Origin of the sequence: Methylorubrum sp. GM97, from assembly GCF_024347855.1 — a bacterium.
In the GTDB taxonomy this organism is placed as follows: domain Bacteria; phylum Pseudomonadota; class Alphaproteobacteria; order Rhizobiales; family Beijerinckiaceae; genus Methylobacterium; species Methylobacterium extorquens.
In genome coordinates, this window is the sequence record NZ_AP025942.1 from 4354512 (window position 1) to 4380984 (window position 26473).

The following is a 26473-nucleotide window of genomic DNA, read 5'->3' on the forward strand; positions in this document are numbered from 1 at the left end:
CGGTCGCGGGCATCCCCTGAATTAGGCTTGAAATCGTGCTCTGAGAGGCGCTTGGCAGGGTTTCCTGCCGTATCAGGTGAGCTGCGAGATCCGGTGACGAATCCGAGCCAAGAGACCTTGAGTCCGAAAAACTTCCGCTCCCTCTACCGGCACGGCTTTGCCCGCGTGGCCGCCTGCACCGGCCGCAGCCATCCGGGCGACCCGGCGGCCAATGTCGCCGACATCTCAGGCCTCGCGCGGCAGGCGCATGGGGCCGGGGCGGCGCTCGCGGTCTTCCCCGAACTCTGCGTCTCCTCCTACGCCATCGAGGATCTGCTGTTGCAGGCCACCCTCCTCGACGCGGTCGAGACGGGCGTGGCGCGGCTGGTCGAAGAGAGCGCCGGGCTCACGCCGCTGCTCGTCGTCGGCGCGCCCCTGCGCTGGCGCAACCGGCTCTACAATTGCGCCGTGGCGATCCGGGGCGGGCGGCTGCTCGGCGTGGTGCCGAAGAGCTACCTGCCGAACTACCGGGAGTTCTACGAGAAGCGCCACTTCGCCTCCGGCGCCGGCATCACGGCTGAGACGATCCGCCTCGGCGGGCTTGAGGCGCCGTTCGGCACCGACCTGATCTTCGCCGCCGACGATCTGCCGGGCTTTCGCCTCGCGATCGAGGTCTGCGAAGATCTCTGGGTGCCGCAGACGCCGGGCATGGACGCGGTGCTTGCCGGCGCCACCGTGATCGCCAACCCCTCGGGCAGCCCGATCACCGTCGGCCGGGCCGATTCCCGCGCCCTGCTGACCCGCGCCGCCTCGATGCGCGGCCTGTGCGCCTACGTCTACGCAGCGGCCGGGACGGGCGAATCCACCACCGACCTGTCCTGGGACGGGCAGACCAGCATCGACGAGAACGGCGTGCGGCTGGCCGAAGGGCAGCGCTTCCCTCAAGCGCCGGTCGTGACGCTCGCCGATATCGACCTCGACCTCATCGCTCAGGAGCGGCTTCAGGCCGGCAGCTTCGACGACAACGCCCGCCGGCACGGCACCCCGTCCTGGCGCACGATTCCCTTCCGGCTCGATCCGCCGGAGAGCGATCTGGGGCTCGAGCGCCGGGTCGAGCGCTTCCCCTTCGTGCCGGCCGACCCCGCACGCCTCGCGCAGGATTGCTACGAGGCCTACAACATTCAGGTCGCCGGCCTCGCCCAGCGGCTTGCCGCAACCGGCACGAAGCGGGCGGTGATCGGCGTCTCTGGCGGCCTCGACTCGACCCATGCGCTGATCGTCGTCGCGAAGGCCTTCGATCGGCTCGGGCTGCCGCGAAAGGACATCCTGGCCTACACCCTGCCGGGCTTTGCCACCTCCGACGAGACCAAGACCAACGCCCACGCCCTGATGCGGGCGCTCGGCACCACGTCGGAGGAGATCGACATCCGCCCGGCCGCCCGGCAGATGCTGGCCGATATGGGCCACCCGTTCGGGCGCGGGGAGGCGGTCTACGACGTCACCTTCGAGAACGTGCAGGCGGGCCTGCGCACCGATTACCTGTTCCGGCTGGCCAACCAGCACGGCGGCATCGTGATCGGCACCGGGGATCTCTCGGAGCTGGCGCTCGGCTGGAGCACCTACGGCGTTGGCGACCAGATGAGCCATTACGGCGTCAATGCCGGCGTGCCCAAGACGCTGATCCAGCACCTGATCCGCTGGGTGATCGCGTCCGGGCAGTTCGGCGAGGCGGAGAACCGCACGCTCCGGGCGGTGCTCGACACCGAGATTTCGCCTGAACTGGTGCCGGCCTCGGAAGGCGAGGGGCCGCAGAGCACGGAGGCCAAGATCGGCCCCTACGCCCTCCAGGACTTCAATCTCTGGTTCACCCTGCGCCACGGCTTCCGGCCGTCGAAGATCGCCTTCCTCGCGCTCCATGCCTGGGGCGACGCGGCGGCCGGCGACTGGCCGCCGGATTTCCCGCAAGCCAAGCGCGTCGCCTACGATCTGCCGGAAATCCGGCGCTGGCTCGGCGTCTTCCTCGATCGCTTCTTCCGCTTCAGCCAGTTCAAGCGCTCGGCGCTCCCCAACGGCCCGAAGGTCTCGGCCGGCGGCTCGCTCTCGCCCCGCGGCGACTGGCGCGCACCGTCGGATGCCAGCGCCCGGGCGTGGCTCGACGAGCTGGAGCGGAACGTGCCGAAGGCGTGAGGGGGCGGCGCGGCGCCCGTCTCTTACGGCGCTCCGCCGGTCCAATCCCCGCCACCTGCGGCCGGAGCGAGGTGGAAGCCGTCGAGGGTCTCGGCGGAGGGCGGGTGGCCGGCACGGCGCTGGGCGACGTAGTCGAGGGCGCCCGCCACGGCGCGCTCGGAATAGGGCTTCGCGATCACCCCGAGCGCGCCCGCGAAATCCGGCGGGATGCGCTTGGCGTTGGCGGTCATGAACACCACGGTGACCCGCGGGTCGCGGCTCAACTGGCGCGCCACCTCCACCCCGGTCGGCCCGTCGATGAGGTGAATGTCCACCAGCGCCACGTCCGGCAGGGCGGTGCGGCCCAGCGCGATGGCGTCCGCCGAGGAGCCCGCGACGCCGACGCTGACATGACCGAGGTCTTCCAGCAGGCATTCCAGTTCGAGGGCGATCAGCACCTCGTCCTCGACAACGAGAATGCGCAGGGGCCCCTCCCTCACCTCGGGCATCGCGGTTCTCCCGGCGTCGTTTGTACCCCCGCCCCGAATCGATCCGCCGGATTGGCGGCTGAGGGAGCGGGCCCGGCCCGTCGCGGGGCCGGTTTCCGGTGGAAACGGCCCGGAGTGAAGAAACGCATGTCCGTCACAATGCGTCGGTCCCGACCAGCGGGATCGTGATCGTGATCCGGGTGCCGGGCCCGGCATCCGACCATTCGAGGGTGCCGCGCAACTGGCGCACCACCATCTCGACCAGGGTGCGGCCGAAGCCTGCGGGGTTGGACGGCACCGCGGCCATGCCGATGCCGTCGTCCTGAATGACGAGGCGCATCCCCGCCTCGAAACGGTGTGCCTCGATCGCGACTCGGCCGCGGCGCGCCTCCGGGAAGGCGTGGTGCAGGGCGTTCGTCGTCAATTCGTGGATCAGCAGCGCCAGCGGGGCAGCCATGGCGGCGGAGAGCGCCAGCGCCTCGATCTCCGTCTCGATCCGGGTGCGGTCCCCGTCGAGGCCGGCGGCGAGGTCGGCGATCAGGTCGGCGGTGAACTCCCGGAAGTCGAAGCGGGTGACGTCGCCCTCCGAGTACAGCATCCGGTGGGCCGTGGAGAGGGCGCCGATCCGGTCAGCCATGGCCTGGAGCGCGTTGCGGGCGTCGCCCTCCGGCGTGCGGCGGGCCTTCAGCAGCATCAGCGAAGAGATGACCTGGAGGTTGTTCTTGACCCGGTGATCGACCTCGTGGAGCAGCGCGGTCTTCTGCTCCAGGGCCGAGCGCAGGTCGGCGGTGCGCTCGCTCACCTCGCGCTCCAGCGCGTCGTTGGCGTCGCGCATCGCCAGTTCCAGGCGGTGCTTGTCGGTCATGTCGGCCTGGGCCGAGAAGAAGAACAGGACCTTGCCCGCCTCGTCGCAGACGGGGTTGATCGTCATGCCGTTCCAGAACGACGTGCCGTCCTTGCGGTAATTGAGCAGCTCGCCCTCGAAAGGCCGGCCTGTGGCGAGCGCCGACCGCATCGTCTGAAGCACCGCCGCATCGGTGAGGGGACCTTGCAGCATGCGGCAATTCTGGCCGTAGAGTTCCTCGCGGGCATAGCCCGTGAGCCCGAGAAAGGCGCCGTTGGCCCAGACGACCGGGTTGTCGCCCCGCCGCGGATCGGTGACCACCATCGGCGTCGGGCTGGCCTCGAAGGCTGCCGCGAAGACCTCCACCGTGACGCCCGAGGGCAGGCTCGCTCCTTTGGGAAAACCCGTCATCTCTACGCCAACACAGGCATGCCGCTCTCGATCGCGGCACGCGAACCGGAGTCACCCGACGCATTCCGTAGCGTCCGGCCCCGCGACTCCAACGAGCCGGCCCCTCCCCCGTTCCGTGCGGTGAAGCACGGAGCACCCTGCGGACCTGTCATCGTGCCGGAGCCTGCAATTACGGTTCTATCAACCATGTTGGCTCTATACGGGGGCCAGGATTCCGACTTTGCGCGGGACTCGCAAGAGACATGACGGGGGCTGCGGGCCGCAAGTCCGTCATGTTTTCTGCGGAGATCGGGATCAAAGATGCGCGAGTGTCCGGGCGCCCGGCTCCGCGCGGCGTCCCAGATCCATGCAACCCTGCCCGACGGGCGGGGGCTCCAGGGAGTTTTACGCGATGGCGGATGCGGCGAACTCCAAGACGTTTCCTAAGGATACGCCCCTGAAAGCGCAGCCGCGCAAGCTGCGCCTGCGCGACATCACCGAGGACAAGCGCGTCGCGCAGATGCTGGCGCTCGGCTTCTCCTCCGGCCTGCCGCTCCTGCTCGTGCTCGGCACCTTCACCCTGCGGCTCGCCGATTCCGGCATCGACATCAAGACGATCGGCCTGTTCAGCTACGTCGCGCTGCCCTACTCGCTGAAGTTCCTCTGGGCGCCCTCGATCGACCGCGTCGACGTGCCGTTCCTGGCCCCGCGCCTCGGCCGCAAGCGCGCCTGGATGATCGTGACGCAGATCGCCACCGCCCTGGCGCTGGTCCTGATGGCCTTCGCCGACCCGAAGGACCATCTCGCGCTCATCGGCCTCGGCGCCTTCCTCGTCGCCTTCTGCGCCGCCACCCAGGACGTGGTGATCGACGGCTGGCGCATCGAGGCGGCGGGCACAGACCTGCAGGGCATCATGGCCGCCACCTCGAACCTCGGCTACCGGTTCGGGCTGATCCTGGCCGGCGCCGGCGCGCTCTACGTCGCGGCCTATGGCGGCTGGACGCTCGCCTATCTCTGCATGGCCGCGCTGATGGGCGTCGGCCTGATCGCGGCCCTGCTCGCCACGCCCTATGACCGGCCGCGCGAGGCGGCGACGGGCAAGCGCGACCTGCCCGCCGCCGTGCGCCGCGCCGTGCTGGAGCCGCTGACGGAACTCTACGCCCGGATGGGCAAGGCCCTGTTCGCGGTGCTGGCGCTCGTCGCGCTCTACCGGATGCCGGACTTCGTCTCCGGCGTGATGGCCAACCCGCTCTACATCACGCTCGGCTACGGCAAGGCGGAGATCGCCACCATCGTCAAGCTGTTCGGCATCTGGGTCGGGATCGCCGGGGGCTTTGCGGGCGGCTGGTCGATCGCCCGGCTCGGCATGTTCCCGACCCTGGTGATCGGCGCCTTCATCGCCGCCGCCTCGCACCTGTCGCTGGCGTGGCTGGCGCTGGGCGAGCCGGAGCAATGGCGGCTCGCCATCGCGGTCTCGATCGAGAGCCTTTGCGGCTCCTTCGCCGGCATCGCGCTGATCGCCTACATGTCGAGCCTGACCACGCCGGGCTTTGCGGCCACGCAATACGCCCTGTTCTCCTCGCTCTACGCCCTGCCGGGCAAGCTGGTCGCCGGCACCTCCGGCTTCGTGGTGGCGGCTTATGGCTTCCCGGCCTTCTTCGCGATGACCGCGGCGGTCGGCATCCCCGTCGTCGCCCTGTGCTTTGCCGTGGGACGCATCCCGCAGCGCACGGCGCCCGCGGAAAGCCCGGCCGAGGCCACGCCCGAGGCCGTGCAGGGGAACCCAACCGGCCCCGTCGGTCTTGCCTCAGCCGAAGCGGGCCCCGAGATCCCGCCCAAAGTCGCGAGGGCGCAGACGTGAACGACCTTGCCGTTGTTGGAGAAACCCTGCCGGTTCCGATCGACCCGCCGGCCGGAAAGCCCCTGTCGGAGGAGGACCGTGCCGTCCTGCGGCGCGCGGTGACCGTATTGGAGAAGCCGGGGCTCGCCTCCCGGCTCTCGGCGGCCGCGGGCGCGCCCCTCGACATGATCGGCCGCGCGCTGCCGGCGCCCATTACCGAGACGGTGGCCAGCGCCACAGAAGGCGCGATGCGCACGGCCCTTCGGGTCGCGCTGGCGACCCTGCCGGACAAGGACGTGAAGCCCGCCGGCACGGCGCTGGAGCGCATCGAAACCGAGGCCGGCGGGCGCCTGAGCCGCCTGCTCGGGTCGAGCGAAACCCGCCACAAGGCGCTCGCCGCGGTGACCGGCGCGGTCGGCGGCGTGCTCGGCCTCGCGACGCTGGCGGTCGAGCTGCCGGTCTCCACGACGCTCATGCTGCGCTCCATCGCCGAGATCGCCCGGGAAGAGGGCGAGGATCTGAGCGATCCCGAGAGCGCGCTCGCCTGCGTGCAGGTCTTCGCGCTCGGCGGACGGGCCGGCGCCGAGACGACGGTCGCCGATAGCGGCTACTTCGCGGTGCGCGCCGCACTCGCCAAGACCATGTCGGAGGCCGCCCGCTACGCCGCCCACCGCTCGCTGCTCGATGCCGGCGCGCCGCCGCTGGTGCGGCTCACCGCGCAGATCGCCGCCCGCTTCGGCCTCGTCGTCTCGCAGAAGGTCGCAGCCCAGGCCGTGCCGGTGATCGGGGCACTCGGGGGCGCTGCCGTCAACGCCGCCTTCATGGATCACTTCCAGTCCATGGCCCGCGCCCACTTCACCGTGCGCCGGCTGGAGCGGGCCTACGGCAAGGACGCGGTGCACGCGGCCTATCTCGAGGAGAAGGCAGCGCTCGGCCTCGGCTGAGGCGAGCGCTCACGGCCAGACCTTGATCGATACCGGCCGTCGCACGAGGTCGCGGTCTGAGGTGATGGTGCAGCCCTCAAGGCGCTGGGTCGCGAAGGTGAGGAGCGCGCCTTCGCCGACATCGTCGAAGTTGCGGCCCTTGGCACCCGGATCGAGCAGGGACGGGTAGGCGATCAGCCTTCCCTTGGCCTTGCACGGATCGTCGTAGAGCGTGGCTCCGGCCAGCAGCAGCCGCGGCACGTCCCAGGTCAGCAGGTCGCGCGACGTGCTCCAGTAGAAGCCCGATTCCGGAAACACGCCGCCCTTGGCCGCCATGAACACCGCGATCCAGGCCCCCGTGCCGCGGTGGCGCACCACCGCGCCGACGGGGGCGGGGAATGGCCCGACCGGCCGGCAGGTGTCGGCGATCTTGGCCGTCTTGCGGTAGGGGTCGGGGAAGGCGGCGGTAAAACCGGTGCCGGTCCAGGCGCGCCAGCTTGTGGGATCCTCCGGCCGCTCCGTACGGAACAGGCAGACGCCCGCCGCCTGATCGCTGCCGGGCCGGTCCCAGCCCGTGGTCGAGGCGAGGAAGTAGCGGGTTCGCCCCTCACTGACGATGTTCGAGGGGTTGAAGAAGCCCCTGTGCCGACCCTGGCCCTCCTCCTGCCGGAACGGTGCGCCCGCCACCACCGCGGGCGGCGCCGCGCGGGTAAAGCTCAGGCCCCCGTCGCGGGAAAAGGCCGCCGTGACCGTGTTGTACCAGCACTCCCTATAGACCTTGGAGCGGCAGCGGCCCTCATGCTCGTTGGCCTGGTACTCGTGGTGGAGGAGGGCGGCGACGTTAGTGCCGTCCTCGGTCCAGGTGGCGGTGATCCACGAGCGGTCGTCGTAGAGCGCCGGGTCGGGCTTCTCGCCGGAATCGAGCACCACGCGGCAATCGATTGTGAGGCGCTCGAAGTCGGGGCCGCGCAGGGCCCGGTTGCGGTAGTGCAGGCCGAAGACCGCGATCTGACCTGACGCGTCGCGAATGGCGCGGGCGGGCGCATCGGGCACGTCGGCGTCGTCGCAGGCGTCGCGGGAGGCGGAGAACAGCGTCCGCTCCGGCCCCGTTAGGGTCAGCGCCGAGAGTGGCGGCTCCGCGGCGGCGCGGGCCGGCGGCACGGCGCCGCAGGAGAGCGCGAGCGCTGCGACGAGGAGGCGAGTCAGTCTGGACATCGCGAAAAGATTGCGTTTTGAACCGTTACAGGGAGCTTGTCCGCATCCGCCGGAGCGAGCGCCGTCCACAGGCTGCCCCCATGCTGGTTATGATCCTCGGCCTCGTGCTGTTTCTCGGCACGCACGCCTTCTCCATGGCTCGAGCCAAGCGCGGGGAGGTGATCGGCCGGATCGGCGAGGGCCGGTTCAAGCTCGGTTACACCCTGCTCTCGGTGCTCGGCCTGATCCTGACCATCTATGGCTACGGCCTCTACCGGCAGGAGGGCATGATCCCGGTCTGGTCGCCGCCGCTCTGGACCCGGCATCTCGCGGTGCTGCTGACACTGTTCGCCTTCATCAGCCTCGCAGCGGCCTACCTGCCTGGCCATCTCCGCGCCCGGCTCAAGCACCCGATGCTGCTGGCCGTGAAGATCTGGGCGACCGCTCACCTCCTGGCCAACGGCGATCTCGGTTCGATCCTGCTGTTCGGCTCCTTCCTCGCCTGGGCGGTGGTCGCCCGCATCAGCGCCAAGCGCCGCGCGCTCACGGCCGGCCAAGTGGCGCAGCAGCATGGCGGGCAGGCCGCGCCGGCCGGCTGGCGCAACGACGCCATCGCCGTGGTCGTCGGCGTCGTGGCGTGGTTCGTGTTCGGCAAGTACCTGCACCCGCTGCTCATCGGCGTCGCCGCCTGGCCGGGGCAGGCCTGACAGGGCGATCGCTCGAAGCGATCACCCTGGTTTGCCTCCGGCCTCAAGCGCCGGCGGTCGCCTCCGTGACCTCAGGCTGTCGCTCCGCTCGATGCTTTCCGAGGCTAAAGCCCCGAAAAGCCCGCTCCGCGCGGCGCTCTTCGCGCCGCGCAACCGCTCAAGCGGCTTCGAGCGATGGCCCTGACAGACTTGAGCCCCCTATTCGCCAAAGCGGGGGCGCTGTGCTAGGCGCCCTCGATACGACGACGAGCGAGGCGAGCGCGCTCCGCGAGGAGCGCCCGGATTTGTCATGGCCGAGAACAACGAGTTCATCCGCGAGGTCGACGAGGATTACCGCCGCGACCAGATCGCCAACATCTGGAAGCGCTACAACGCGCTGATCATCACCCTGGCGGTCCTCCTCGTGGCCGGCGTCGGCGGCTACAATTACTGGCGCCATGCCGAGCGCACCCGCGCCGAGGCGGCCTCCGTGCGTTTCGACAAGGCCAACCGCCTCGCCAAGGACGGCAAGGCGGAGGAGGCGGACCGCGACTTCGCCGCGATCCAAGCCGACGGGCCGGGGGGCTACGCCCTGCTCGCCCGCTTCCGCCTCGCCGCCGAGGCGACCAAGCGTGATGCGGCCGCCGGAGCCGACGCCTACGACAAGCTCGCCGCCGACACCGGCATCGGCGATGCCCTGCGCGACCTCGCCCGCCTGCGCGCGGCGCTGCTGCGCCTCGACGGCACCGATCCGAACGCGGCGCTGACCAGCCTCCAGGGGCTTGCCGCCCCGACCAACGCCTTCCGCCACACCGCCCGCGAGATGCTCGGCCTGACGGCGCTCAAGCGCGGCGACATCGAGGGCGCCGGCCGCTGGTTCGACCAGATCAGCGCCGACGGCGAGACGCCCCAGGGCCTGCGTCAGCGGGTCGAGATCTACCAAGCGCTTGTGGCCGGTGGCGCCGTCACCGTGACGGAAGCCAAGCCCGAGAATGCCGCGCCGCCGCCGATCACCCGCTGACGGCGCGGCCGGAACCGCCTATCTTCGAACTGGATGTTGCGCGTCGGGCTCCCTTGCCCGCGCGCCTGACGAGACTGTTATTTCCCATGGATCTGCCGACCGTCGCGATCGTCGGACGCCCGAATGTCGGCAAGTCGACCCTGTTCAACCGGCTGGTCGGGCGCAAGCTCGCCCTGGTGGATGACCGCCCCGGCGTGACCCGCGACCGCCGCGAGGGCGAGGGCTTCATCGGCGACGTCGCCTTCCGCGTCATCGACACCGCGGGCCTCGAAGAGGCGGACGCCGACTCGCTGCTCGGCCGCATGCGCGCCCAGACCGAGGCCGCCATTCTCGAAGCCGACGCGGTGCTGTTCGTCATCGACGCCCGCGCCGGCGTCCTGCCGTCCGACCGGCCCTTCGCCGAACTGGTGCGCCGCTCCGGCTGCCCCGTCATCCTCATCGCCAACAAGGCCGAGGGCGGCGCCGGCATGGCCGGCGCCTACGACGCGTTCTCGCTGGGGCTCGGCGATCCGATCCCGTTCTCGGCCGAGCACGGCGAGGGCCTGGGCTCGCTGCAGGATGCCCTGCGTGAGGTTCTGCCCGAACCCGACGAGGAGGACGAGGACGGGGAGGGCGGCAAGGGCCTGCGCGTCGCCATCGTCGGGCGCCCGAACGCCGGCAAGTCCACCCTGATCAACCGGATGATCGGCGAGGACCGCCTGCTGGTCGGCCCCGAGGCCGGCATCACCCGCGATTCGATCTCCCTCGATTGGGAGTGGCGCGGGCGCCGGATCAAGCTGCACGATACCGCCGGCATGCGCCGCCGGGCGCGCATCGACGACAAGCTCGAAAAGCTCGCGGTCTCGGACGGCCTGCGCGCCGTGCGCTTCGCCGAGGTCGTGGTCGTGCTCCTCGATGCGACGATCCCGTTCGAGAAGCAGGATCTCACCATCGTCGATCTCGTCGAGAGCGAGGGCCGCGCGGTGGTGATCGGCCTCAACAAGTGGGATCTCGTCGCCGACCAGCCGGGCCTGCTCAAGACCCTCCGGGAAGACTGCACCCGCCTGCTGCCGCAGGTGCGCGGCGTCTCGGTGGTGTCGCTCTCGGGGCTCGCCGGCGACGGCATCGACAAGCTGATGCAGGCCGTGGTCGATGCCTCCGAGGTGTGGAGCCGGCGCGTCTCGACGGCGCGGATCAATGCGTGGCTCACCGACGCGCTCCAGCGCAACCCGCCGCCCGCGGTCTCCGGCCGGCGCATCAAGATCCGCTACGCGACCCAGGTGAAGAGCCGCCCGCCGCACTTCGCCCTGTTCGGCAACCAGCTCGACGCCCTGCCGAAATCCTACACCCGCTACCTCGTCAACGGCCTGCGCGAGGCCTTCGATCTGCCCGGCACGCCGATCCGGCTGTCCCTGCGCACCACGAAGAACCCGTTCGAGAAGGGCTGAGACAGCCGCTCCGTCCGGGAAAGCGCGATCCTTGCGGGAAGGACATTCCCCCGCAGGGGAGCGAGGGAGAGCTTCGGCCTTGGCGCGCGTTGAACTTGGGAACTCCGCTCCCTTGCTCGCGCCGCCCGAGTCCTTAGCCTGTCGGCTCCCTCTCGCATGGATCGTTTCCGATGGCCGGATCGTCCTCCGCCGCCGCGCGGCCGACGAAGCGCGTCGAGCCGCGCACGCTGGCCCTGATCGGGCTCGCGGGCCTCGCTGTCGCCGCCGCCGCGGCCCTGTTCGCGACATTGGCCGATGCCGGCACCGTCCAGGCGGTCCGAGAGGGCCTCAGCAGTCGCGGCTTCTGGACCGCGGCGGCGGTCGGCCTCGCGGCGCAGACCGTCGATGGCGCGCTCGGCATGGCCTACGGCATCACCTCGACCACGTTCCTGCTGTCCACCGGGGTGCCGCCGGCGGCAGCCTCGGCCTCCGTGCATGTGGCCGAGATCTTCACCACCGCCTTCTCCGGCCTCTCGCATTGGCGGCTCGGCAATGTCGACGGGCCGCTGTTCCGGCGCCTGCTGATCCCCGGCGTGATCGGCGCGGTGGCGGGGGCGACCCTTCTCACCTCGGTCGATGGCGAGACCATCAAGCCGTTCGTCTCGGTCTACCTGCTCGGGATGGGGCTCTACGTCCTGTCGAAGGCGTTCCGCACCCTGAAGGCCAACCGCGCGCCGCCGCGTGCCGTGGTGCCGCTGGCGCTCGGCGGCGGCTTCGTCGATGCGGTCGGTGGCGGCGGGTGGGGCCCGGTGGTGACGGCCACGCTGGTCGGCGGCGGTCAGGATCCACGCACCTCGATCGGCTCGGTCAACGCGGCGGAGTTCTTCGTCGCGGTGGCGAGCGGGTTGTCCTTCACCCTGCTCGGCGGGCTGACCCACTGGACCACCATCGCCGGCCTCGTCGTCGGCGGGTTGTTCGCGGCACCCATCGCCGCCCTGCTGGTGCGGGTGATCCCGGCGCGGGTGCTGATGGTCGTAGTGGGCCTCCTGATCGCGAGCCTCAGCCTCGTGAGCCTCGCGGAGCTGTTCGGTTAGCCGTCACCCGTCCCGCGTGGTCTCGGCGAGCCAGTCCACCACCGCGTCGAGGGCTTGGCGGTTGCTGGTGTCGCCGCCGCGGGTGCCCTCGAACGCGGCGATCTGCCGGTCGGCGCTGGTGCCCTCGCGCAGGATGCGGCGGGCGTCGGCCACCTCTTCGGTGCAGCCCAGCGCCTCGGCATCCTCCGCGATCAGCGAGAGCAGCGTGTCGAGGGCGGCGTCGAAGGGGAAGGCCTGCTCGGACGCCTCGTCGATCAGCTCGGCCTCGATCCCGCTGCGCTGGGCCCGCCACAGGTTCTCCGCCGCGATCGCCCGCGAGACGCCGGTGAGCCCCGCATTGATGTCGGGCCGGCGCTCGATCAGCCGCACGAGGCAGCGGAACAGGGCCGCGACCACGATGGCGTCAGCGAGCCGGGTGCAGGAATCGGCGATGCGCAGTTCGAGCGTCGGGAACTTGATCGAGGGGCGCAGGGACCACCACAGGAAGCTCGCATCCTGGATCGAGCCGGCATTGGTCATGATCCGCACGTAGCGCTCGTAGGCTGCCGCGTCGCCCATCAGGTCGGGCAGGCCGGTGCGCGGCAGCTCGCCGAAGGCGCTGAGGCGGTAGGCGGCGAGCCCCGTCGGCTTGCCCTGCCAGAACGGCGAGGAGACGGAGAGGGCCAACAGCAGCGGCTGGAACGGCAGCAGCCGGTCCATCAGCGCGACGCGCCGGTCGGGGTCGGCGACCTCGACATGGACGTGCATGCCGCAGATCAGGCTGCGCCGCCCGGCGAGGCCGACATCGCGCAGGATGCCGCGGTAGCGGTCACCCTTGGTCGGCAATTGCCGCGCCCAGTCGGCGATGGGGTGGGTGCCGGCGGCAAAGACCAGAAGCCCGTGCTCGCGGCCCAGCTCCGCCAGCGCCTGCCGCTGCTCCCGCAGCGCGGCATGGGCGGCCGGGAACGCCGTGGAGGGCGGGGTGCAGACCTCGACCTGGCATTGCAGCAGCTCGCGCCCGATCTCGGGCAGCCGCTCCCCGGCCGCCTGATGGAACGGCTTGACCGAGCGGCGCGGCGTGCCGCGGGTCTCGGCATCGGCGAGGAAATACTCTTCCTCGATCCCGAACCGGTAGGGGTGGGCGCTCATGCCGTGCTGACTCCGACGATCGGCTGACGCGCTCTCACCGGAGGGGAGGCCGCTCCAGCCAGAGAGGCGCACCGAAAGGACCTTGGCCGGGAGCAAGCCGTGAGCCCCGATATCGGTTCCCGGGGAGGCCCGGCGGCAAGCGCGACACCGTGGCCCCCCGGCACGGGCCGGCGGGGCTCGCGCCGGGGCCGGGGAGGGCGCTACAGCTCTCTTTCCCGCCGCCGCTTCTCTCCCACGACCATGCCCGAACTGCCCGAAGTCGAGACCGTGCGCCGGGGGCTCGCCCCCGCGATGGTCGGGGCGCGCGTCGCCCGCGTCACCCTGCGCCGGCCGAACCTGCGCTTCCCCTTCCCCGAGCGCTTCGCCGAGCGGCTGGAGGGCACCACGGTGCTGGAGCTGGCGCGCCGGGCCAAATACCTCACGGCGCATCTCGATTCCGGCGAGAGCCTGATCCTGCATCTCGGCATGAGCGGGCGCTTCGATGTGCGGCTGCCCGACGGCTCGAACCTCTCGCCGGGCGACTTCTACCTCGAGGGGGCGCTCGGCACGCCCAAGCACGACCACGTGGTGATGGTCTTCGCCAACGGCGCCACCGTCACCTACAACGACGCCCGCCGCTTCGGCTTCATGGACCTCGTGGCCACGCGCGATCTCGAGACCTGCCGCCACTTCGCCAGCATGGGCGTCGAGCCGCTCTCCGACGCCCTCGACGCGCCCCTGCTCGCGCGCCTGTTCGCCCGGAAGATCACGCCGCTGAAGGCAGCACTCCTCGACCAGCGCCTGATCGCGGGCCTGGGCAACATCTATGTCTGCGAGGCGCTGCACCGCTCGGGCCTCCACCCGGCCCTGCCGGCGGGCGCCCTCGCCAAGCCCGACGGTTCGCCGGCACCCAAGGCGAAGAAACTCGTCAAGGAGATCAAGGCGGTGCTGACCGAGGCGGTGGCGGCCGGCGGCTCCACATTGCGCGACTACGCCCGGCCGGACGGGGAGCGCGGCGCCTTCCAGCACGGCTTCCGCGTCTACGACCGGGTGGGCCATGCCTGCCCGACCAAGGGCTGTACCGGCCGAGTCGGCCGGATCGTGCAGGGTGGACGCTCGACCTTCTTCTGCGAAACCTGCCAGGTCCTGCCGGTCCGGTAAGGTCTGAACGGCGGGGCCGCCGGTTTCATCCCGCTTATGTCTCCCTGAAATTCGGCGCTCATCCCCCGTTCTTCGGCTCACCGCCCACGCGAATGTTGAACGGTTCAGGGCCGCAACGCGTTCTCAGCTTTGCCACAGCACGGCAAAGACCGTTTCCGCTCTTCCGATGCGCCGGCCGTTCGCGGCAGCGCCTCAAGAGCTCAACGACACGGAGGAACACATGCGCGCCATCAAGCTGATCCCGGTTCTCGGCCTGCTCGCCCTCGGCCTCGCAGCCTGTAAGGACGAGAAGAAGGACACCACGGGCACGACCACGCCTCCGGCCAACACTACGACCACCGCCCCCGCGACGCCGCCCGCCGCCGGCCAGACCACGGCGCCGACCACCCCGCCCGCGACCAACAAGCCCGCTGGCCAGCCGTAGCTTTAGCGGATTTGCGACGTCGCCCGGTCGGTGACCGGGCGACATGAAAGGAGGAAGGCTCGCCGGGAGGCGGGCCTTCTTGCGTTCGGGGCCTGCCACCCGACGCGCTTGACAGCCGCCGTCTCATGAAACATGTAAAGTTACATGAGACGAGACAGCAAGCTTTCGGGCGTCCTCCACGTGCTCCTGCACATGGCCGAGATCGAGGGGCCGGTGACCTCCGAGTTCCTGGCCGGCGTGATGCAGACCAATCCCGTCGTGGTCCGGCGCATCATGGCGGGCCTCCGCGACCGGGGTTACGTCCGCTCGGAAAAGGGGCATGGCGGCGGCTGGCAGATCGCCTGCGATTTCGGGGCCGTCACCCTGCGCGACATCTACGACGCGCTCGGCGCGCCCGAAATCTTCGCCATGGGCAACCGCAGCGAGGCGCCCGGCTGCCTCGTCGAACAGGCGGTCAATGCCGCGATGGACGAGAGTTTTCGCGAGGCGGAGGCGCTTCTGATGGCGCAGCTCGGCCGGATCACCCTCGCCGCGCTCAGCGCCGACTTCCATGCCCGCCTCGCGGCGCGCGGCGGCGACTTCAACCTGGAGACGGCCCATGCGGTATGATGCGATCATCGTCGGCGGTAGCTTCGCCGGCCTCTCCGCGGCGCTCTACATCGCCCGAGGGCGCCGGAAGGTCTGCGTCATCGATGCCGGCGCGCCCCGCAACCGGTTTGCCGCCGCCTCGCACGGCTTCTTCGCGCAGGACGGCGAGAATCCCCTGGCGATGATCGCGACGGCCCGCGCGCAGCTCGCGGGCTACCCGAACGCCACCTTCGTCACGGGGGAGGCGGTGTCGGCGCGAGCCGCAGGCGACGGCTTCGCCGTCTCGCTGGCCGGGGGGCAACGCCTCGCGGCGTCTAAGCTCGTCCTCGCCTTCGGCATCAGCGATATCCTGCCCGATCTTCCCGGGCTTGCGGAGCGGTGGGGCGCGAGCGTGCTGCACTGCCCCTACTGCCACGGCTTCGAGTTTTCCGGGCGCGTCCTCGGCGTGCTGTCGGCCGGCGCCCTATCGGTCCATCAGGCCGAACTGGTCGCGGAATGGGGCCCGACCACGCTCTTCCTGAACGGACACCCGGCGCCCGACGCGGAGGCCTGCGCCCGGCTCGCCGCCCGCAACGTCGGAATCGAACCCGGCCCGATCCGGGCGCTTGCGGGCGAGGGGCGGGCCCTCTCGGCACTCGTTATGGCGGACGGTCGGACGCTCCCGCTGGAGGCCCTCTTCGCCGGCCCCCGCTATCGCCTGAACAGCCCGCTCGCCGAACAACTCGGCTGCGCCGTGGATGAGGGCATGCTCGGGCCGGTGATCCGCACCGACGCGATGAAGGAGACGACGGTTGCCGGTGTCTACGCGGCCGGGGACGCGGCACGGTCTCCGCATAGCGTGGCCTGGGCCTCGGCCGACGGCGTGACGGCCGGCGTGGCCCTGCATCAGACGCTGGTGTTTCCGCGCATGGCGGCGTGAGGGGAGCCGATCGGACGAGGCCGGGCCTCGGGACCGGCGACTGCGGTGCCCCTCCCGACGCTCGTCAGGGGTATGCGGCAAGCCGTTGTTGCTTTTCTCCGAGGCGACCCCGTCTCGACGCGGCCTCGCCGTGCAGGCCGGCACCGAAGCCGAGACGGCCCAAGTTCAGTTCGATCCCCCTTCAAGCGGAGCGACTGATTTCGGCTTGTCAGCAATTGTCGCGGCGATCAGTTTGGGGGCGGCTTCGGCGCGATTCTCTTTGCCCGAGCCGTCCTTGATGGGATCGACGATCAGATGCAGCGGCTTCGATCCCATCGGCGCATCGCGCCGGTCTGTGTCGCGCTCGGCGTCATCTCGGGCTGTTCCGGAAGCGCGTTCGGCCAAGCCGTCACCCGTGCGCAGGTCGAGGCGCGTTTGCCGGCGCTCGAAGCGCTGGCGCAGCAGGCCATCGATGCGGGCGACGTGCCGGGTCTCGCGATCGCGATTGTCTACGGCGACGAGACCCTCTTCCTGAAAGGCTTCGGCCACAGGGAGATCGGAAAGCCCGACTTGGTCGGGCCGGAGACGGTGTTTCAGATCGCCTCCCTGTCCAAGCCCGTCACCTCGACCGTGGTGGCCGCCCTCGTGGGCGAGGGTGTCGTCGGCTGGGATTCGCGCGTCGCCGATCTCGACCCCGGCTTCCGGCTTCACGAGCCCTATCCGGCCTCGCAGGTCACGGTGCGCGATTTTCTCAACCACCGCAGCGGGTTGCCGGGCAGCGCCGGGGACGACCTCGAAGGGATCGGATACGGACGCGACGACATCCTCCGCAGGTTGCGCCTCGTGCCGCCGTCCTCCAGCTTCCGTGCGGGCTACGCCTACAGCAATTTCGGGTTCACCGAGGGAGCCGTGGCCGCCGCGAGGCCGACCGGCAAGCGGTGGGATGTCGTGGCCCAAGAAAAGCTCTTCGGCCCGCTGGGGATGACCTCCACGAGCACGCGGCATGACGACTTCCTGACGCGGGCCGACCGGGCCGCACTCCATGTCAGGCGCGACGGCGTCTGGACGGCCGGGACCGAACGCGATCCCGACGCGCAGGCGCCGGCCGGCGGCGTCAGCTCGAATGTCCGCGACCTCGCCCGCTGGGTGCGGCTCGAAATCGGAAACGGCCTGTTCGAGGGCACGCAACGGGTTGCCGGCGCGGCCCTCGCTCAGACGCATGTGCCGCTCACCGCACGCGGCACCAATCCCGTGACGGGAGGCGCCTCCTTCTACGGCCTGGGCTGGAACATCGAGTACGGTCGCCACGGCCTCGTCTGGGGCCATGCCGGCGCCTTCAGCGTCGGCGCGCAGACCCTCGTCTCGATCCATCCGGAGGCGAAGCTCGGCATCGTCCTGCTCACGAACGCCTTCCCGTCCGGCGTCCCGGAGGGATTGGCCGACAGCTTCGCGGATCTCGTCTTCGACGGCCGGATCCGCAAGGATTGGCTGAAGGATTGGGGCGAAGCCTACACGAGCCTGTTCGGGCCGGGCGCGGCGGCGAACCGCGCCGTCTACGGCCGGCCTCCGGCGAACGCCTCGGCGTCGCTTCCCCTGGCGGCCTATACGGGGCGTTACGCCAACGCGTATGTCGGCAATGCCGAGGTGGCGGAGATCGACGGTCGCCTGACCCTCACGGTCGGGCCCGGCGGGGCGCGGACCTATCCGCTGCGCCACTTCGATCGCGATCTCTTCCTCTGCTTTCCCGATGCGGAGGCGCCGGACAATCCGTCGGCCATCCGTTTCGCGATCGGAAGCGGCGGCAAGGCCGATGCGGTGACGCTCGACGCGTTGAACGCGAACGGTCTCGGCACCCTCGATCGGGCGAGCGAGTGAGCGCCGAGGCGCGAGGCTGCGCCAGCGGCCGGACGTGGTCCGCTTCGTTGGAAGCACTCGCGGGATGGATGGCCGCGCGTCCGGCTTCGGCCGTTAGCGCGAGGCCGTCTCCCGCCTCCCCCGCCGCCCCGCCATCTCCCGCAGCACCCGCCCCAGCTCCTGCGCCGAGTAGGGCTTCCTCAGCAGCTCGAACCCGTGCGCGTCGTCCTGGGCCAGGACGTGGCTGTAGCCGGAGGTGAGGACCACCGGCAGATCGGGGTAGCGCTCGCGCAGGATGCGGGCGAGGGCGATGCCGCCCATTCCGGGCATCACGACGTCGGAAAAGACCGCCTCGAACGGCGTCTCGGTGCGTTCCAGCTCGACCAGAGCCGCCTCGGCGTTCTCGGCCCAGACCGGCTGGTGGCCGAGTTCTTCCAGGATCTGGGTGCAGAAGCGGCCGACTTCGAGGTTGTCCTCGACCACGAGGATCCGCAGATGCGCCTCGGCATCCGCATCCGGCCTCGGCCGGGTGGGGGCGGGGGCTTCGAGGGGGCGGCGACCTCGGGCAGGTAGAGGGTGAAGGTGGTGCCCTCGCCCGCGCGGCTCCACACGTCCACGTCTCCGCCGGATTGCTTGGCAAAGCCGATCACCTGGGAGAGGCCGAGCCCCGTGCCTCGGCCGACCTCCTTGGTGGTGAAGAACGGCTCGAAGATGCGGCCGAGGTCGGCGCTGGCGATCCCGGTGCCGGTATCGACGACCGAGACCGCGACGAAGGGCCCGGCCGCGCCGGCATGGCCGCGGATCGGCGGCATCGGGACGGCGCCGTCGAGGCGCAGGGTCAGGCGGCCCTCGCCGTCCATGGCGTCGCGGGCGTTGACCGCCATGTTGACCAGGGCCGTCTCGAACTGGCTCGCATCGGCGCGCACGAAGCAGGGGGCGCCGGGCAGGTCGGTCACCACGCGGATGCGCGCGCCGGTCACCGAGTCGAGCATCTCCGAGATGCTGCGCAGCCGCTCGCCGACATCGAAGGTCTCGGGCTTGAGCGCCTGCCGCCGGGCGAAGGCGAGGAGTTGACCCGTCAGCTTCGCCGCCCGGTCCACCGTGTCGGAGACCGCGTCGAGGTAGCGGCGCTTGCGCTCGGGCGCGAGGTCGGGCCGGCGCAGGAACTCGACCGAGGAGCGGATGATGGTGAGCAGGTTGTTGAAGTCGTGGGCCACGCCCCCGGTGAGCTGGCCCACCGCCTCCAGCTTCTGCGACTGGCGCAGGGCCTCCTCGGCGTGGCGCTGCTCGGTGATGTCGCGGCCGAAGCCGTAGAGCAGGCCGTCGGCCGGCACGATGGTCCAGAGCACGCGGCAGGTGCCGCCGTCCTTGGTCAGGCAGGTCAGTTCGAGATCGGTCGAGGCGCCGGCCGCGAGCCGTTCCAGCGCCGCTTCGGCGGCCGCGCGCTCCTCGGGCGCGAAGAAGTCGGGCACGTAGCGGCCCACCGTCTCGGCCGGCGACCAGCCCAGCGTCCGGCCCCACGAGGGGTTCACCGCCTCGATCCGCCCGTCGGGGGTGGCCACGACCTTGAGGACCGGCGAGAGCGTCCAGACGCGGTCGCGGTCGCGCCGTTGCGCCACCACCTCCGCCTCCAGGTCGGCAGCCTTGGAATGGAGCAGGTGCTCCACGCGCCGCCGGGCCGTGATGTCCTGGAACAGCACCGCGACCTGCCGCCGCGACGGCGGCTCGATGCGGAAGGCGGCGAGTTCGAGGTAGCGCCCGGTGGCGACCAGCTCGCGCTGGAAGCGGATCGGCCGGCCGGTGCGCAGGACGTCGCCGTAGAGCGCGAGCCAGCCCTCGGCCTCCTCGCCGACGATCTCGCGCAGGCGCTTGCCGGCCACGTTCTCGATGCCGGCATGCTGGGCGTAGGCGCGGTTGGCGGTGACGTGAACGTAGTCGCTCAAGGGGCCGTGCGGGCCATCGATGAACTCGATGACGGAGTAGCCCTCGTCCATCTGCTCGAACAGCGTGCGGTAGTGCTGCTCGCTCTCGGCCAGCGCCGTGCCCTGGGCCCGCTGCTCGGTCACGTCCCGCACCACGCCTGCGAGCCGCAGGGCCGCGCCGTCCGCATCGCGCTCGATCTCGAGGGTGCGGGCAATCCAGCGCGACGCCCCGGTCCGGGAATCGCGGACGCGGTAGACCGCCTCCTCGGACGACGTACCCGAGGGGATCGCTGTATCCTCCGCCGGGAAGCGCTCGGCGAGCGCGGCGAGGGCGTATCGCTCGCGCACCTCCAAGCCGTGCAGGCGGCAGAAGGCGGGGCTCGGATGCAGCACGCCCTCGCGCAGGTCGAGGGTGAAGACACCGATCCCGGCGGCATCCTGCACGCGGGCGAGCTGTTCCTGCGCCGCCCGCAACGGCTCCAGGATCCGAAAGCGCGCCGATTCGGCGTCGGATGGCACGGGAGAGGGAAGACTTTCGGGCATGTTCACAAGAGCACATGTAGCACGCCGCCAGCGGGCACAAGCGCGACGGTTTGGACAAAACGGCCTTCGTCGCTCCGCCCCGGCGCCGTGACCGGCACCGGCAGGTTAGCGGGCATCGAGTTCCGGATAATGCCGGAAGATGCCCTCTTCGTTGAAGGGGAGGCAGCGCTCGCTGGCCCGGTAGGCGGCGATGCGCGGCAGCCGCCCGATCCGCTCCGCGTGGGCGACGACATGCGGCGTCTGCGCCAGCGCCCGGGCCGCGGCCTTCGGAAAGGCGTAGCGAAGACCTTCCACGAGCTGGAACAGCGAGGTGTCGGCGTAGCTCACCGCGCCGCCCACCAGATGCTCCGGCCCCGCCGGGTTGCGGGTAAGCACGCGCTCGAACCAGTCCAGGAATTTCGGGATGCGGTTCTTGCAGAAATCCTCGGCGCGGCGGCGCGCCTCCGGCCGCTGGTCCTCGTAGTACAGGCCGACGCCGACCGGGTGATGGGTGTCGTGCGCCTCCGCCACCATGTCGGCGATCGTGAGCTGGATCTGGTGCGTCCAGATTCGGTCGGCCTCATCCGCTCCGACCAGGCCGAGGCGCGGCCCGAGATAGAGCAGGATCGCCGCGGTCTGGCCGATCACGCGGTCGCCGTCCTTGAGGAAGGGCGGAGCGAAGGGCGGGCGGATCGGCTCGTCCTCCAGCCGGTCCATCATCGCCGCGATGCCGCCGCCCGCCTCCACGGGCTGGCGGGCGACATCGACGTAATCCGCCCCGGCCTGTTCGAGGGCGAGCCGCACGAACTCGCCGCGGCCGGGGATCATCGGCCAGTAGTGCAACTCGTAGGCCATGACGGAAGCCTTCCTCGGACTACCAGCCGCCGCGCTCCTCGCGGCTCGGCGCCCGGCCCTGGGGTGTCAGCGCGTCGATCACGCCGGGCAGGGCCTGCGCCAGTTGCGCGAGCAGATCCTCGCGCGGCAGGCCGGTCTCGCGGCTCAAACTGTCGAGGGTGCCCGGGCCCAGGGCATCGGCGAGACGGTTCGGCGCGATCTCGCGGTTGGGGCCGTGGCCGATCCACGAGCCAATCACGTCGCCGAGACCGCTCCGCTCGAAGCTCTGGATCAAGCCGTCGAGCCCGTGGGAGGCGGCGCCGCTTCCGTCATCCGGCTCACGGTCGAGCCCGGCATAGGGGCCGCCTCCGGGCGAACGGCTGCCGGAGGCACCCCCGCCGGGACCGTCGAGCATGCCGGCAAGGTCGCCGAAATCGCCGCCGAGGTCGTTGCCGGCCTCACTTGCCTGAGACGGCGGCCCGCTGCGGCGGCCCTGGTTGAACCCGCCGAGATCGCCGTCGTCTTCGCCCGGGCCGGGGAAGGGTCGGCCGCCGGATTCCGGTGATCCGCGGCCGAGGATGTCGCCGAGGCCGCCGCCGCCCTTGGCGAGCAGCATGAGGAGCGCTTTCACCACCGGCGAGGCCAGCGCTCCGCCGCGTCCGCCCCCTAAAACCTGTCCGACGACTCCGCCGATGACCTGATCGAGCAGCCCCATGCGTTTCCTCCCGCCGGTTCACGCCGCCCTTCACGCCCCGTGTGGCGGCCGTGCCGGTCCAACGGCGAATGCGGGGGTGGGGTTGCGGATCAGTTTTCGTGGTTCGAGCGGAACGGCTTCGAGAGGTGATCGGACGGGTTGGTGCGCACGGTCTTTCCGCTCTTGCCTTCCGGCACCACCGCGGTCGAGGAGCGGATCGCGCTCGGGGGCGAGACCTCGCCGCTCGGCCGCTCGGCGGAGCGGTCGTTACCGCGCACCGTATCGGTGCCGGAGGGCAGGGTGCCGGCGGTGGGCTGGTCGTTGGGGTTGGCCGCGCTCTGGGCCAGGGCCGGCGCGGACAGGAGCAGGCTGCCGAGGAGGGCGCCCAGGGCGGCCCGGCTGAGGGGGGAGGGGGATCGCATCGGTCGGCTCCATCACGCTTGGCGCCGCCGGCCGGGCTCACGGCGGAGCGGACCGACGGTTGCAGGATCTGAAGAGCCAATCGCAGGCGACGGCCGAGGTTCCGCCGTCGCGCGCCCTCACCCCCGCTTGCGTCCACCGCCGCCCTTGTAGCGGGGCTTCTGGCCGCCGAGTCCTTGCGTCGAGCGCGCCTTCGGCCGTTCCTGCCAGGGCACGGCGTCGGCCGGGAGTTCGCGGTCGGTGCCCGGGCCCATATTGTCGAGGGTGGGCTTCGAGATGCGGCTGCCCTTCTGACCGTAGCGGCCGGCCTCGCGCTCGATGTCGCCCTGCCGGGCCATGGGATCGTCGGAGACCATGAGTTCGGTCGCCTGCAGGCGCTTGAGCTCGTCGCGAAGCCGCGCCGCCTCCTCGAAGTCGAGATCGGCGGCGGCTGCGCGCATCCGCTTCTCGAGGTCGGCCATGACCGCCTTGAGGTTGTGGCCGACGGTGATCGCGTCCTTGGCCAGCCCCGTATCGACGCGAACGTGGTCGCGCTCGTACACGCTCTCGAGGATGTCGCTGATGCCGCGCTTGACCGATTGCGGCGTGATGCCGTGTTCCTCGTTGTAGGCGAGCTGCTTCTGGCGGCGGCGCTCGGTCTCGGCCATCGCCCGCTCCATCGAGCCGGTGATGTTGTCCGCGTAGAGGATGCAGCGGGCATCGGCGTTGCGGGCCGCGCGGCCGATGGTCTGGATCAGCGAGGTCTCGGAGCGCAGAAACCCTTCCTTGTCGGCATCGAGGATGGCGACGAGCGCGCATTCGGGGATGTCGAGACCTTCGCGCAGCAGGTTGATGCCGATCAGCACGTCGAAGGCGCCGAGGCGCAGGTCGCGAATAATCTCGATGCGCTCCAGGGTGTCGATGTCGGAGTGCATGTAGCGCACCCGCACCGAGTTCTCGTGCAGATACTCGGTGAGATCCTCGGCCATGCGCTTGGTCAGCGTGGTCACCAGAGTGCGGTAGCCGGCCTGGGCGACTTCGCGGACTTCGCCCAGCAGGTCGTCGACCTGGGAGCGAGCCGGGCGGATCTCGATCACCGGATCGACCAGGCCGGTGGGGCGGATGACCTGCTCGGCGAAGACGCCGGCCGTGCGCTCCATCTCCCACTTGGCCGGGGTCGCCGAGACGTGGACTGATTGCGGGCGCATCGCGTCCCATTCCTCGAACCGCAGGGGGCGGTTGTCGAGGCAGGAGGGCAGGCGGAAGCCGTACTCGGCCAGCGTCGCCTTGCGGCGGAAGTCGCCCTTGTACATGCCGCCGATCTGCGGAACCGTGACGTGGCTCTCGTCGGTGAAGACGAGGGCGTTGTCGGGCAGGTACTCGAACAGGGTCGGCGGCGGCTCACCGGGTTTGCGGCCGGTGAGGTAGCGCGAATAGTTCTCGATGCCGTTGCAGGCGCCGGTCGCCTCGATCATCTCGATGTCGAAGGTGCAGCGCTGCTCCAGCCGCTGCGCCTCGATCAGGCGGCCCATCCGGGTCAACTCCTCGACGCGGAGCTTGAGCTCGGTCTTGATGCCCTTGATTGCCTGCTGGAGGGTGGGGCGCGGCGTGACGTAGTGCGAGTTCGCGTAGATTTTGACGAACTTCAGCTCGTTGAGCTTCTTGCCCGTCAGCGGATCGAACTCGACGATGGATTCGATCTCGTCGCCGAACAGGCCGATGCGCCAGCCGCGATCCTCCAAGTGGGCCGGCCACAGCTCGATCACGTCGCCGCGCACCCGGAAGGTGCCGCGGGCAAAGTCCGACTGGATGCGCTTGTACTGAAGGGCCACGAGGTCGGCGATGAGCTGGCGCTGCTCGATCCGCTCGCCGAGGCTTACGGTGAACGACATCGCCGTGTAGGTCTCGACCGAGCCGATACCGTAGATGCACGAGACCGAGGCGACAATGATGACGTCGTCCCGCTCCAACAGAGCGCGGGTGGCCGAGTGGCGCATCCGGTCGATCTGCTCGTTGATGGAGCTTTCCTTCTCGATGAACGTGTCGGACCGCGGCACGTAGGCCTCGGGCTGGTAATAGTCGTAATACGAGACGAAGTACTCGACCGCGTTGTCCGGGAAAAAGCTCTTGAACTCGCCGTAGAGCTGCGCCGCCAGCGTCTTATTGGGTGCCAGGATCAGGGCCGGGCGTTGCGTCTCCTCAATGACCTTGGCCATCGTGAAGGTTTTTCCCGAGCCGGTGACGCCGAGCAGCACCTGATCGCGCTCGGCGGTCCGGACGCCCTCGACCAGGGCGGCGATGGCGGTGGGCTGGTCACCGGCGGGCGTGAACTCGGATTTCAGCGTGAACTTCACGCCGCCCTCCGACTTGGCCGGGCGCTCGGGCCGGTGCGGCACCCAGGCCTCGCCGTTCTTGAACAGCGGGTTGCCCTCGACGAGCAGCCGCTCCAGCGCCTCGACCGTGGCCGAGACGCCCTCCGTCGCAAGCGAGGGCGTCTCGGCATCGGGCGCGGTTTCCGGTGCCGGGCCGTCGTCGGGCGGGACGAGGCCCAGCGCCTGGGCCAGCCGCGGATCGACGTCGGCCGCGTCGCCGATGGCGAAGCCCGCCTGCGGCGCCTCGGCGAAGCCGTCCTGCGCAATCTTCTTGTAGGCCTTCGCCTCGCCCTTCTGTCCGCGTCCCTTCCGGGGCGTCTCCGGCTCGGGCTCGACCGCCTTCAGGCGGTTGCGGTTGAGGGCCGGGTTGAGCAGCGCGGCGAGATGCTCGTCGAGCGGCATCAGCTCGGGCCGGTCGGCCTTCGCCGTCGTCTTCGAGGTCGCCTTGGCGGGCGCTTTGGCCGTTGCTTTGGCAGGCGCTTTGGCCGGACTCACGCGCGGTGTCTTGGGTGCGGGCATGGCGGCAATATGGGCCCGTCGGGCGGTCTCCGGAAGAGTCCGAACGGCCCAAGATTGTCCCGGCTTGCGGCCGTTTTGGGCCAGACCGGCTTCGGGACAATCTCACATCGGGTCAGGCGCCATGAAAATGGTCGATCTCGGCCTGACCGAGGCGGAGCGGCCGCGGCGGATCGCGGCAGATGCGGCGTGATCACCGGCCGATGGCCTCACCGCCGCACCGCCTCCGGCAGATCCCGCTCCCAGGCGGGCTCGCCCGCGAACCGCTGCACCAGAAACTCCACGAAGGCGCGCGTCTTGGCCGGGCGCCGGCCCGGCGGCATCAGGGCGTGGATCGGCAGAACCGGGGAGGGGGTGCCGAAATCGAGGGGGACGAGCGTTCCCGCCCGCAGGGCCTGCGCCACCAGAAAGGTCGGCTGGTAGATCAGCCCGAGGCCGGCCACGGCCGCAGCCGTCAGGGCGGCGCCGTTCGGCGCCCGCAGGTTGCCCGAGACCGGGTAGGCCTGCTCGCCGAAGTGCCAGCCGCTGGAATCCGACAGGGTGTAGCCCAGGCAATTGTGGTTCTTCAGCTCCTCGGGCCGGCGCGGCGTGCCGTGCCGCTCGAAATAGGCGGGCGCGCCGCAGGCCACGAGGCGGCTGGATGTGAGACGCCGGGCGATCAGCCCCGAATCGGCGAGGGTCCCGATCCGCACGGCGAGATCCCACCCCTCCTCGATCAGGTCGACCCGCCGGTCGTTGAGGCCGAGTTCGATCGTCAGCGCCGGATGCGCGGCGGAGAACGCCGCGAGCGCCGGGGCGATCTCCCGCACGCCGAAGGAGAGCGGCACGTTGAGCCGCAGGGTGCCGTGGGCCTCGACCCCTTCGGCACCGACCGCCGCCTCCGCGTCGTTGATCTCGGCGAGAATACGCTCGCAGGCCTCGAGATAGGTCCGGCCGGTTTCGGTGAGCGTCAGGCGGCGGGTCGTCCGGTGCAGGAGCCGCGTTCCGAGCCGCGCCTCCAGGGCCGCGACATGCTTGGTCACCCCGGTCTGCGAGAGGCCGAGCGCCCGCCCGGCGGCCGAGAAGCTGCCGAGTGCGGCGACGCGGCAAAAGACCTGCATTCCCGTCACGCGGTCGAGCACGACAGCCTCACTCTCTCAGAGTGAGGTGAA

Annotated in this window: 22 protein-coding genes and 1 pseudogene; 12 read left to right on the forward strand and 11 right to left on the reverse strand. The window is 70.6% G+C overall.

Annotation, left to right across the window (positions count from 1 at the left end):
• The first annotated feature begins 93 nt into the window (after positions 1-93).
• A complete protein-coding gene (locus tag MSPGM_RS20355; RefSeq protein WP_003599662.1) occupies positions 94-2166 on the forward strand; it encodes an NAD(+) synthase in 2073 nt (690 codons plus the stop codon).
• A 23-nt stretch (positions 2167-2189) separates the two neighbouring features.
• Here MSPGM_RS20355 and MSPGM_RS20360 read toward each other — a convergent pair whose 3' ends face one another.
• The gene (locus tag MSPGM_RS20360) at positions 2190-2654 is read right to left on the reverse strand and encodes a response regulator (protein WP_003599660.1); all 465 of its coding nucleotides are present in this window, start codon (positions 2652-2654) and stop codon (positions 2190-2192) included.
• Between the two features lie 133 nt (positions 2655-2787).
• Complete coding sequence (locus MSPGM_RS20365; RefSeq protein ID WP_003599658.1) at positions 2788-3888, reverse strand: histidine kinase dimerization/phosphoacceptor domain -containing protein; 1101 nt, start codon at positions 3886-3888, stop codon at positions 2788-2790.
• Between the two features lie 391 nt (positions 3889-4279).
• Between MSPGM_RS20365 and MSPGM_RS20370 the strand changes: the two genes are divergently transcribed.
• Both MSPGM_RS20370 and MSPGM_RS20375 read left to right on the forward strand, forming a co-directional pair.
• Positions 4280-5728 (forward strand): AmpG family muropeptide MFS transporter, encoded by a 1449-nt coding sequence (locus MSPGM_RS20370; protein WP_003599657.1) that lies wholly within the window; start codon positions 4280-4282, stop codon positions 5726-5728.
• Positions 5725-6651 (forward strand): EcsC family protein, encoded by a 927-nt coding sequence (locus MSPGM_RS20375; RefSeq protein WP_003599654.1) that lies wholly within the window; start codon positions 5725-5727, stop codon positions 6649-6651. The genes MSPGM_RS20370 and MSPGM_RS20375 overlap by 4 nt, the downstream gene beginning before the upstream one ends.
• A gap of 9 nt (positions 6652-6660) precedes the next feature.
• On the opposite strand, the gene MSPGM_RS20380 is transcribed toward MSPGM_RS20375, so the two are convergent.
• Positions 6661-7845 (reverse strand): hypothetical protein, encoded by a 1185-nt coding sequence (locus tag MSPGM_RS20380; RefSeq protein WP_015857367.1) that lies wholly within the window; start codon positions 7843-7845, stop codon positions 6661-6663.
• A gap of 80 nt (positions 7846-7925) precedes the next feature.
• Between MSPGM_RS20380 and MSPGM_RS20385 the strand changes: the two genes are divergently transcribed.
• The 4 genes from MSPGM_RS20385 to MSPGM_RS20400 all read left to right on the forward strand — a co-directional run bounded on the left by MSPGM_RS20385 (position 7926) and on the right by MSPGM_RS20400 (position 12031).
• Positions 7926-8531 carry an NnrU family protein gene (locus tag MSPGM_RS20385; RefSeq protein WP_003599651.1) on the forward strand — a complete coding sequence of 202 codons (606 nt, stop codon included), beginning with the start codon at positions 7926-7928 and terminating at the stop codon, positions 8529-8531.
• 289 nt (positions 8532-8820) lie between these two features.
• On the forward strand, positions 8821-9531 hold the full coding sequence (locus MSPGM_RS20390) for a tetratricopeptide repeat protein (RefSeq protein ID WP_003599650.1): 711 nt from the start codon (positions 8821-8823) through the stop codon (positions 9529-9531).
• Positions 9532-9617: 86 nt separating this feature from the next.
• Entirely contained in the window at positions 9618-10958 is a 1341-nt protein-coding gene (gene der, locus MSPGM_RS20395; RefSeq protein ID WP_003599648.1) for a ribosome biogenesis GTPase Der, read from the forward strand.
• 170 nt (positions 10959-11128) lie between these two features.
• Positions 11129-12031, forward strand: a complete 903-nt coding sequence (locus MSPGM_RS20400) for a sulfite exporter TauE/SafE family protein (protein WP_003599646.1) — start codon at positions 11129-11131, stop codon at positions 12029-12031.
• 3 nt (positions 12032-12034) lie between these two features.
• On the opposite strand, the gene MSPGM_RS20405 is transcribed toward MSPGM_RS20400, so the two are convergent.
• Complete coding sequence (locus tag MSPGM_RS20405; RefSeq protein ID WP_003599641.1) at positions 12035-13159, reverse strand: carboxylate-amine ligase; 1125 nt, start codon at positions 13157-13159, stop codon at positions 12035-12037.
• Between the two features lie 240 nt (positions 13160-13399).
• Here MSPGM_RS20405 and mutM point away from each other — a divergent pair, with 240 nt between their 5' ends.
• The 4 genes from mutM (at position 13400) to MSPGM_RS20425 (ending at position 16230) form a co-directional block, all read left to right on the forward strand.
• Positions 13400-14299, forward strand: a complete 900-nt coding sequence (mutM, locus tag MSPGM_RS20410) for a bifunctional DNA-formamidopyrimidine glycosylase/DNA-(apurinic or apyrimidinic site) lyase (protein WP_003599640.1) — start codon at positions 13400-13402, stop codon at positions 14297-14299.
• A gap of 220 nt (positions 14300-14519) precedes the next feature.
• Entirely contained in the window at positions 14520-14723 is a 204-nt protein-coding gene (locus MSPGM_RS20415; protein ID WP_003599639.1) for a hypothetical protein, read from the forward strand.
• Positions 14724-14867: 144 nt separating this feature from the next.
• Positions 14868-15332 carry an Rrf2 family transcriptional regulator gene (locus MSPGM_RS20420; protein WP_003599638.1) on the forward strand — a complete coding sequence of 155 codons (465 nt, stop codon included), beginning with the start codon at positions 14868-14870 and terminating at the stop codon, positions 15330-15332.
• On the forward strand, positions 15322-16230 hold the full coding sequence (locus MSPGM_RS20425) for an NAD(P)/FAD-dependent oxidoreductase (protein WP_003599637.1): 909 nt from the start codon (positions 15322-15324) through the stop codon (positions 16228-16230). The genes MSPGM_RS20420 and MSPGM_RS20425 overlap by 11 nt, the downstream gene beginning before the upstream one ends.
• 165 nt (positions 16231-16395) lie before the next feature.
• Here MSPGM_RS20425 and MSPGM_RS20430 read toward each other — a convergent pair whose 3' ends face one another.
• Positions 16396-16545 carry a hypothetical protein gene (locus tag MSPGM_RS20430; RefSeq protein WP_158022414.1) on the reverse strand — a complete coding sequence of 50 codons (150 nt, stop codon included), beginning with the start codon at positions 16543-16545 and terminating at the stop codon, positions 16396-16398.
• On the opposite strand from MSPGM_RS20430, the gene MSPGM_RS20435 reads away from it, so the two are divergent.
• Positions 16525-18084, forward strand: a complete 1560-nt coding sequence (locus tag MSPGM_RS20435) for a serine hydrolase (protein WP_003599635.1) — start codon at positions 16525-16527, stop codon at positions 18082-18084. The genes MSPGM_RS20430 and MSPGM_RS20435 overlap by 21 nt on opposite strands.
• A 93-nt stretch (positions 18085-18177) precedes the next feature.
• Here MSPGM_RS20435 and MSPGM_RS20440 read toward each other — a convergent pair.
• The 6 genes and pseudogenes from MSPGM_RS20440 to MSPGM_RS20465 all read right to left on the reverse strand — a co-directional run bounded on the left by MSPGM_RS20440 (position 18178) and on the right by MSPGM_RS20465 (position 26443).
• Positions 18178-20528, reverse strand: a pseudogene (locus tag MSPGM_RS20440) (PAS domain-containing protein).
• A gap of 105 nt (positions 20529-20633) precedes the next feature.
• The gene (locus MSPGM_RS20445; RefSeq protein ID WP_003599630.1) at positions 20634-21362 is read right to left on the reverse strand and encodes a glutathione S-transferase family protein; all 729 of its coding nucleotides are present in this window, start codon (positions 21360-21362) and stop codon (positions 20634-20636) included.
• Between the two features lie 19 nt (positions 21363-21381).
• Entirely contained in the window at positions 21382-22056 is a 675-nt protein-coding gene (locus MSPGM_RS20450) for a YidB family protein (protein WP_003599628.1), read from the reverse strand.
• Positions 22057-22145: 89 nt separating this feature from the next.
• On the reverse strand, positions 22146-22457 hold the full coding sequence (locus MSPGM_RS20455; protein ID WP_003599626.1) for a hypothetical protein: 312 nt from the start codon (positions 22455-22457) through the stop codon (positions 22146-22148).
• Positions 22458-22574: 117 nt separating this feature from the next.
• Positions 22575-25325, reverse strand: coding sequence for an excinuclease ABC subunit UvrB (uvrB, locus tag MSPGM_RS20460; protein ID WP_003599624.1), 2751 nt, complete (start codon positions 25323-25325; stop codon positions 22575-22577).
• A 206-nt stretch (positions 25326-25531) separates the two neighbouring features.
• Positions 25532-26443, reverse strand: a complete 912-nt coding sequence (locus MSPGM_RS20465) for a LysR family transcriptional regulator (protein WP_003599622.1) — start codon at positions 26441-26443, stop codon at positions 25532-25534.
• Between the last annotated feature and the right edge of the window lie 30 nt (positions 26444-26473).

Excerpts from the sequence above, each read along its gene's own strand:
- MSPGM_RS20360 (WP_003599660.1), bottom strand. The coding sequence starts at position 2,654 with ATGCCCGAGGTGAGGGAGGGGCCCCTGCGCATTCTCGTTGTCGAGGAC.
- MSPGM_RS20365 (WP_003599658.1), bottom strand. The coding sequence starts at position 3,888 with ATGACGGGTTTTCCCAAAGGAGCGAGCCTGCCCTCGGGCGTCACGGTG.
- MSPGM_RS20370 (WP_003599657.1), top strand. The coding sequence starts at position 4,280 with ATGGCGGATGCGGCGAACTCCAAGACGTTTCCTAAGGATACGCCCCTG.
- MSPGM_RS20380 (WP_015857367.1), bottom strand. The coding sequence starts at position 7,845 with ATGTCCAGACTGACTCGCCTCCTCGTCGCAGCGCTCGCGCTCTCCTGC.
- MSPGM_RS20385 (WP_003599651.1), top strand. The coding sequence starts at position 7,926 with ATGCTGGTTATGATCCTCGGCCTCGTGCTGTTTCTCGGCACGCACGCC.
- MSPGM_RS20390 (WP_003599650.1), top strand. The coding sequence starts at position 8,821 with ATGGCCGAGAACAACGAGTTCATCCGCGAGGTCGACGAGGATTACCGC.
- der (WP_003599648.1), top strand. The coding sequence starts at position 9,618 with ATGGATCTGCCGACCGTCGCGATCGTCGGACGCCCGAATGTCGGCAAG.
- MSPGM_RS20400 (WP_003599646.1), top strand. The coding sequence starts at position 11,129 with ATGGCCGGATCGTCCTCCGCCGCCGCGCGGCCGACGAAGCGCGTCGAG.
- MSPGM_RS20405 (WP_003599641.1), bottom strand. The coding sequence starts at position 13,159 with ATGAGCGCCCACCCCTACCGGTTCGGGATCGAGGAAGAGTATTTCCTC.
- mutM (WP_003599640.1), top strand. The coding sequence starts at position 13,400 with ATGCCCGAACTGCCCGAAGTCGAGACCGTGCGCCGGGGGCTCGCCCCC.
- MSPGM_RS20415 (WP_003599639.1), top strand. The coding sequence starts at position 14,520 with ATGCGCGCCATCAAGCTGATCCCGGTTCTCGGCCTGCTCGCCCTCGGC.
- MSPGM_RS20420 (WP_003599638.1), top strand. The coding sequence starts at position 14,868 with ATGAGACGAGACAGCAAGCTTTCGGGCGTCCTCCACGTGCTCCTGCAC.
- MSPGM_RS20425 (WP_003599637.1), top strand. The coding sequence starts at position 15,322 with ATGCGGTATGATGCGATCATCGTCGGCGGTAGCTTCGCCGGCCTCTCC.
- MSPGM_RS20435 (WP_003599635.1), top strand. The coding sequence starts at position 16,525 with ATGCAGCGGCTTCGATCCCATCGGCGCATCGCGCCGGTCTGTGTCGCG.
- MSPGM_RS20430 (WP_158022414.1), bottom strand. The coding sequence starts at position 16,545 with ATGGGATCGAAGCCGCTGCATCTGATCGTCGATCCCATCAAGGACGGC.
- MSPGM_RS20445 (WP_003599630.1), bottom strand. The coding sequence starts at position 21,362 with ATGGCCTACGAGTTGCACTACTGGCCGATGATCCCCGGCCGCGGCGAG.
- MSPGM_RS20450 (WP_003599628.1), bottom strand. The coding sequence starts at position 22,056 with ATGGGGCTGCTCGATCAGGTCATCGGCGGAGTCGTCGGACAGGTTTTA.
- MSPGM_RS20455 (WP_003599626.1), bottom strand. The coding sequence starts at position 22,457 with ATGCGATCCCCCTCCCCCCTCAGCCGGGCCGCCCTGGGCGCCCTCCTC.
- uvrB (WP_003599624.1), bottom strand. The coding sequence starts at position 25,325 with ATGCCCGCACCCAAGACACCGCGCGTGAGTCCGGCCAAAGCGCCTGCC.